This window comes from uncultured Campylobacter sp. (genome assembly GCF_938017615.1).
GTDB lineage: Bacteria > Campylobacterota > Campylobacteria > Campylobacterales > Campylobacteraceae > Campylobacter_B.
The window spans coordinates 1-5859 of the sequence record NZ_CALIJA010000086.1 but is presented as its reverse complement, the minus strand read 5'-3'; the positions used below and the strand labels follow the sequence as shown (position 1 = coordinate 5859).

Annotated in this window: 6 protein-coding genes; 3 read left to right on the top strand and 3 right to left on the bottom strand. The window is 44.8% G+C overall.

Annotated elements, in window-relative coordinates; all coding sequences use genetic code 11:
• Positions 1-1752: phenylalanine--tRNA ligase subunit beta (gene pheT, locus Q0620_RS03980; RefSeq protein ID WP_298783306.1), on the bottom strand; the 1752-nt coding region annotated here is incomplete at its 3' end.
• Positions 1749-2744 carry a phenylalanine--tRNA ligase subunit alpha gene (gene pheS, locus Q0620_RS03975; RefSeq protein ID WP_297879762.1) on the bottom strand — a complete coding sequence of 332 codons (996 nt, stop codon included), beginning with the start codon at positions 2742-2744 and terminating at the stop codon, positions 1749-1751. The genes pheS and pheT, both read right to left, overlap by 4 nt.
• Positions 2745-2873: 129 nt before the next feature.
• On the opposite strand from pheS, the gene Q0620_RS03970 reads away from it, so the two are divergent.
• Positions 2874-3230 (top strand): histidine triad nucleotide-binding protein, encoded by a 357-nt coding sequence (locus Q0620_RS03970; protein ID WP_177387424.1) that lies wholly within the window; start codon positions 2874-2876, stop codon positions 3228-3230.
• Positions 3231-3774: 544 nt separating this feature from the next.
• Here the strand turns inward: Q0620_RS03970 and Q0620_RS03965 are convergent.
• Positions 3775-4218, bottom strand: a complete 444-nt coding sequence (locus Q0620_RS03965) for a Dps family protein (RefSeq protein WP_005873145.1) — start codon at positions 4216-4218, stop codon at positions 3775-3777.
• Positions 4219-4383: 165 nt separating this feature from the next.
• On the opposite strand from Q0620_RS03965, the gene Q0620_RS03960 reads away from it, so the two are divergent.
• Both Q0620_RS03960 and Q0620_RS03955 read left to right on the top strand, forming a co-directional pair.
• The gene (locus Q0620_RS03960) at positions 4384-5304 is read left to right on the top strand and encodes a M23 family metallopeptidase (protein ID WP_366125022.1); all 921 of its coding nucleotides are present in this window, start codon (positions 4384-4386) and stop codon (positions 5302-5304) included.
• Positions 5256-5672, top strand: coding sequence for a polymer-forming cytoskeletal protein (locus Q0620_RS03955; RefSeq protein ID WP_005873147.1), 417 nt, complete (start codon positions 5256-5258; stop codon positions 5670-5672). The genes Q0620_RS03960 and Q0620_RS03955 overlap by 49 nt, the downstream gene beginning before the upstream one ends.
• Positions 5673-5859: the final 187 nt, after the last annotated feature.

Sequence of the window (5859 nt, the reverse complement as noted above, 5' to 3'; positions counted from 1 at the left end):
GCTAGCGATAAAGCCCAGTCTTAGGCTCTGCGCGCCGCTTTCGTCAAAGACCTCTCCTAGCTCAAAAAGCTTGACGCTTCTGCGAGAATTCTTTAAATTTCGCTCAGCAGATTCCAGCAGATGATTAATGAGCGTCGGTCTTAGCGCGTTCAGCTCACCGTTGATCGGATTTAAAATTTTAACCTTGCACGGCGCAAAGCCTAAGTTTTCTAGCGCCTTGCCGTCGTCAAATACATAATGCACGCACTCGAAAAATCCCACTGCTGCCGCCTTGCTACGAAGCTTACGTCCATTACATAAGCTTACGTAGGTATCGTTTAGGCGGTTTTTCTCGTAGAAGCTTAGCGGCGCGGCGGCGATATTGTCGATGCCCACGATACGCACTATCTCCTCGCACACGTCGTGAGAATTTACGATATCGTGGCGGAAAGGCGGCACCTTCGCGGTGATCAGATCGGCTTCGACGCCTACATCAAAGCCCAGCCTTTTTAAAATTTTTACGATCTTATCGCGCGGAATTTGCGCGCCGATCATTGAGTTTATCTCTTTTTCGCTAAAGCCCACGATAAGCGGCTCCAAAGCGTTTGAAATCTTTTGTGTGCCCGCATATAGGCTAACGGCGCTGTTTTTTCCTAGCAATCTAAATAGCAGATCGAGCCCCAGCCTAAGCTTTGGCTCGCTGCCTCTGCTTGAGCGATACACGTGCTCGTCGCCCTTTAGGCTTTTATTTTCGCTTACTGCTTTGGCGATAATTAGTGGCGCGGTGTAATTTGCCTCTAATAGCACCACTTTGCTACTGCAACACGCCTTTAGCTCTGCGTCTTGGCAAATCCCTGCTACGCTAAGCAGTCTCTTGCCCGCATAAACGCCGAACTCGCCGTTTGGCATAGGCTTTATGTCAAGCGCCACCTTGCCATCTGCGGAAGCGATCTTTTCAAAATCATAAGCGCGCAGCAATACTCCGGTAGAATGAGTAGCGTAGTTGATGAAATTTTGCACCGCGCAGCTTTGCAAAATACCAACGCTTGCAAGACGCAAGGTCTGCTTTAAATTTAACTTCAGCTCGCCTTTGATCTCATAAGCTCGAAAAGCAAATTTAGCGCTTACCTCATCGCTTGCACGCACGCTCAAAATTCTACCGATACCAGGCGCTCCGTCGGCATCTTCAAACTCGTGCTTTTCCTTTAGCGGCAGATCAAGCGCTGCGCCTAGATCGCGCGCTATGCCTAAGATGCTAAGGCAGTCGCCGCGATTAGCGGTAAGCTCGATCTCGATAAGATCGTCGTTAAAAATTTCATACTCGCGCAGCTCTTTACCTAGCACAAGCTCGCCGATGCTGCTATCAAGCACCATAATGCCATCATTCGTCTTAGCAAGTCCAAGCTCGGTTGCCGAACAGATCATGCCAAAGCTCTCCACACCGCGAAGTTTGGCGGGCTTTATCTCAAGGCCGCTAGGCAGCACGGCGCCGATTAGGCTAACCGCGACGTATTGCCCTGCCTCGACATTTTTCGCGCCGCAGACGATCTGCAGACTCTGCTTACCGACATCAACCTCACAGACATTTAGATGATCGGAATTCTCGTGACGACGCTTGCTTTTTACGAGTCCTACGACAACGCCTTTGGGAAGCGAAATTTTATCGTGGGCGTCAACCTCAAGACCGATGGAATTTAGCGTAGAAAGCAGCTTTTCGCTTGAAATTTCGCTTATGTCGATCCACTCTTGTAACCAATTTCTCGTTATTATCATTTAAACTGCTCCAATAATCTAATATCGCCTTCAAATAGCGAGCGCAGATCGGGGATACCGTGCAGCAGCATCGCGAAACGCTCGACACCGAGCCCGAATGCGTATCCGCTGACGTTTTTCCAGCCCACCGCTTTAAAGACGTTAGGATCGACCACGCCGCTGCCTAACACCTCGAGCCAGCCCGTCTGCTTACAGACGCGGCATCCCTCGCCGTGGCAGAAAATACAGCTGATATCGACTTCGGTGCTTGGCTCCGTAAACGGAAAGAAGCTCGGGCGGAAGCGCACTTTTACGTCACCAAACATATAGCGCAAAAATTCCTCTAAAACGTATTTTAAATTTGCGAAACTCACCCGATCGCCCTGCTCGACTACGAGGCCTTCTACCTGATGAAACATCGGCGTGTGGGTTAGATCCATATCGCGGCGAAAGACCGCGCCCGGGGCGATCATACGCACAGGCGGAGCTTTAAATTTCTCCATCGTGCGGATCTGAACGCCGCTGGTGTGCGTGCGCAGCAGCCGCCCGTCATTTAGATAAAACGTATCTTGCATATCGCGTGCCGGGTGGTATTTGGGTAAATTTAGCGCTTCAAAATTATGGAAGTCGTCCTCGATGAGCGGGCCGCTTTCGACGCTGAAATTCTGCGCGATGAAGTAGTCTATGATCTTATCCATCGTCTCCATCACCGGATGCAGCGCGCCGCAGTTTACGTTTTCGTTAAAAAGCGTGACGTCGATTGCTTCATTCTTCATCGCCTCTTTTTGCTCCGCCTCTTCCAGGCTCGCCCTTTTTACAGCGATGAGCTCGCTGAAATAATCGCGCTTTTCATTCGCGCTTACGGCAAGCTCTTTTTTCTGCTCGGGCGCTGCGGATTTGAGCTCGGAAAAAAGCGCCGTTATGATGCCTTTTTTGCCGAAAAGCTCCAAGCGCACGGCTTCCAGCTCGCTTAGGCTCGATGCGGCGTCGATTTTTGCTTTAATCTCTTGCAAATTCTATCCTTGTGGTTAAATTTAATGGCGCGATTGTAGTTAAAATTTGATAAAAGCTAGGTAAATTTGCGTGTTTGGATTTTTTGGCTATAATCGCGGCTAAATTTCAACCTCATAAAAGGATCTAAAATGAACGTCTTCGAAAAGATCGTAAACGGCGAAATCCCGTGCAACAAAGTGTTAGAGAACGATGAATTTTTGGCCTTCCACGACATCAACCCAAAAGCGCCGATCCATATCCTGGCGATCCCTAAGAAATGCTACGAAAACTTTCAAGTAACACCACCCGAAGTGATGAGCAAAATGAGCGCTTTTATCCAAGAAGTAACTCGCAAAATGGGGCTTGATAAGAGCGGATACCGTCTCGTTTGCAACTGCGGCGAAAACGGAGGTCAAGAGGTGATGCATCTGCACTTTCATATCCTAGGCGGAATGAAACTGCCGTGGGACCGTGTCAGCGACCGCAATACCGAAGAGAATTTTTAAGACTAGAGCTTAATTCTATAAAAACTAAAATTCCGTGAAATTATAAAATTTTACGGAATTTGCGAAATTCTTTGAAATTTTTAAAATTCCGCTTCATTTATAAACACCGAAGTTTTAAAAATAATCAAAATAGTAAAGCTACAAGCCCAAATTTATCATCAGACGCTAAAAAGAAATATAAATTTATCACAGACGATCTCTTAGCAAATGCCATTCTTTAGCTACAAAGCTTTAGCTCTTAGAATTTCAAATTTGAAATCGGCAAGAAATTGTAACGACACGGCAAAATTTTAAATTAGACCGAGCCTTACAAAAAGAGTTGTGTTTTTACATGGTGAATGAGTTAGATTTCGATAATATGAAATTTAAAACCTACATGAATTTTGCTTTGAATGAGCGATTTAGCTTCAGTTTTCAAGCATAATTTAAAATTTTAGCGTGAAATTATAATCTTAGAATTTTAAAATTTTTTGAAATTTCAATATTAACTTTAATGGATTTTAGGGGCATATGCCCCTAATAATTTTGAAAGGATTTGCGAGGATTATTTGCTTAGCATTGAGCTTAGCATCCATAGGCGTTTTTCATAATCGCCATAGTGATCCTGCGCAATATTTGAAGTCGTATCGTCGCCCTCTTCTTCGGCTACTTCTTGAAGCTTTTTAAATTCTTTTACCAAATACTCGTAGGCTTTTTTAACATCCTCAAGTACCTCAGATACGCTATAGCTATCTTTTACGCTAATCGGAGCGTCTTTTGAAAGCTCAATTAGATCCTTAGCCTTAGTTACGGCCTTGCCACCTATTTGAAGCGCGCGCTCAGCCATATCGTCGAAGAGCTCACCCATTTCGTCGTATGCTTTCTCAGTGTAAGCGTGAACCTGCGCGAATTGTAAGCCCTTAACATTCCAGTGATAATCGTGGAATGCAACAAAGAACGCATGAGCGTCCGCCTGAAGTTTGTTTAGTTGTTTTACTGTTTTTGACATTGTGTCTCCTTTATTTAAAATTGCTGTAATTATAGCAAGATTTTCTTAAATTATAATTATACTAAGTAATAAATTTTATCTTTTAGTGAAATTTTGAAATTAAATAGCTTTTAAATTTATCTACAATTTTTTTGAAATTTCAGCTATGCTGCATTATAATGCCGCATTATGAAAAACAAATTTATGATAACCATAACCGACCTTAACGGCTCTAGGAATTTTTTGCTTTCGCAAATCATCAAAAAGATCGCGTTATATTTGGTACTATTTGTTTTTACCGTTTTCGTCACGGGTGCGCTATATATCAGGTATCTGGGCTCTAAAATCGACAGCCTTTCGCGAACTAAAACCGAGCTTAACGAGCTAAATCAAAAACTTCGCGACGGTATCGCGGCAAGTCAGATGGAATTTGAAGCCATCGAGGGTAAAATTTCGGATTTGGAGCATCAGTTTGGGCTTGATCCCGAAGAGGATGAGCGCGCGATCGACCGCCTATCTCACATCAAGCCTACTTCCGAACAAGAGATTAAAGAGCGCGCGCAAAAGATCGTCAACGAAAAATTCTCCGACGCGCTGATAAAAGAAATTTTTATGCAGATCCCAAACGGCAGAGTCATGCGCACTCATCAGCTCAGCGAGAAATTCGGCTGGCGCAACCATCCCATCTTAAAGCGCAAGCAGTTTCACCCGGGCGTTGATCTACGTACGCCGCCTAAAACGCCTATCTACGCGCCTGCAGACGGCATCATCCAATACAGCGGCGCTGGCGCTACTGGCTATGGCAATCTAGTCGAGATTCACCACAACTACGGCTTTACGACACGATATGCGCATTTGGATTCAAATTTAACTCGCAAAGTAGGCGAGTTTGTAAACAAAGGTGATCTCATCGCTTTTAGCGGCAACACCGGACTTAGCACCGGACCTCATCTGCACTACGAGATTAGATTTTTGCAGCTGCCGTTAGATCCGCTAAATTTTATCAACTGGAACGAAAAAAATTACAAAGAAATTTTTACTAAGGAGGAAGATGTCCCATGGCAATCTTTAATAAAGGCGATGCAAACACCGCTCAAACAACAATAATCTCGTCAGGCACGCTCATCAAAGGAGAGCTGCACCTGTCGTGCATTTTGCATATCGATGGCAATGTCGAAGGCGACGTGATATCCGATAACACCGTCGTCATCGGTAAAAACGGTACCGCGCGCGGCTCGATTAGAGCCAAACATATCGTAATCAGCGGCAAATTTTTCGGCAATATCGAAGCCGAGCTCGTCGAGCTGCTAGGCGGCGGCGTGCTCGTAGGCGACGTGCTATCGCAAAGCTTCGGCATCGAAGTCGGCGCAAAATTTAACGGAAAAAGCGCTGTAAGTGGCGGCGATCAAGCCCTAGTCATCGACGGCAGCGCAAGTGAAGATGTCAAGCTCATCGACAAAGCTTTAGGCGAATAAATCGCGCACATTTGGAATTCTTGGGATTTTAAAGGCTTTGAAACTCGCAAAATTTCGGAATTTAAAAGCCTAAAAAATTCCCATACTTTGAAATTTTTGAATTTGAAATTTTAAAAATTCTGAATATTTTAAAATTTTCTAAATATGGAATTTATACAAAATTTACTGCAAAAAAAACGCAGATTTT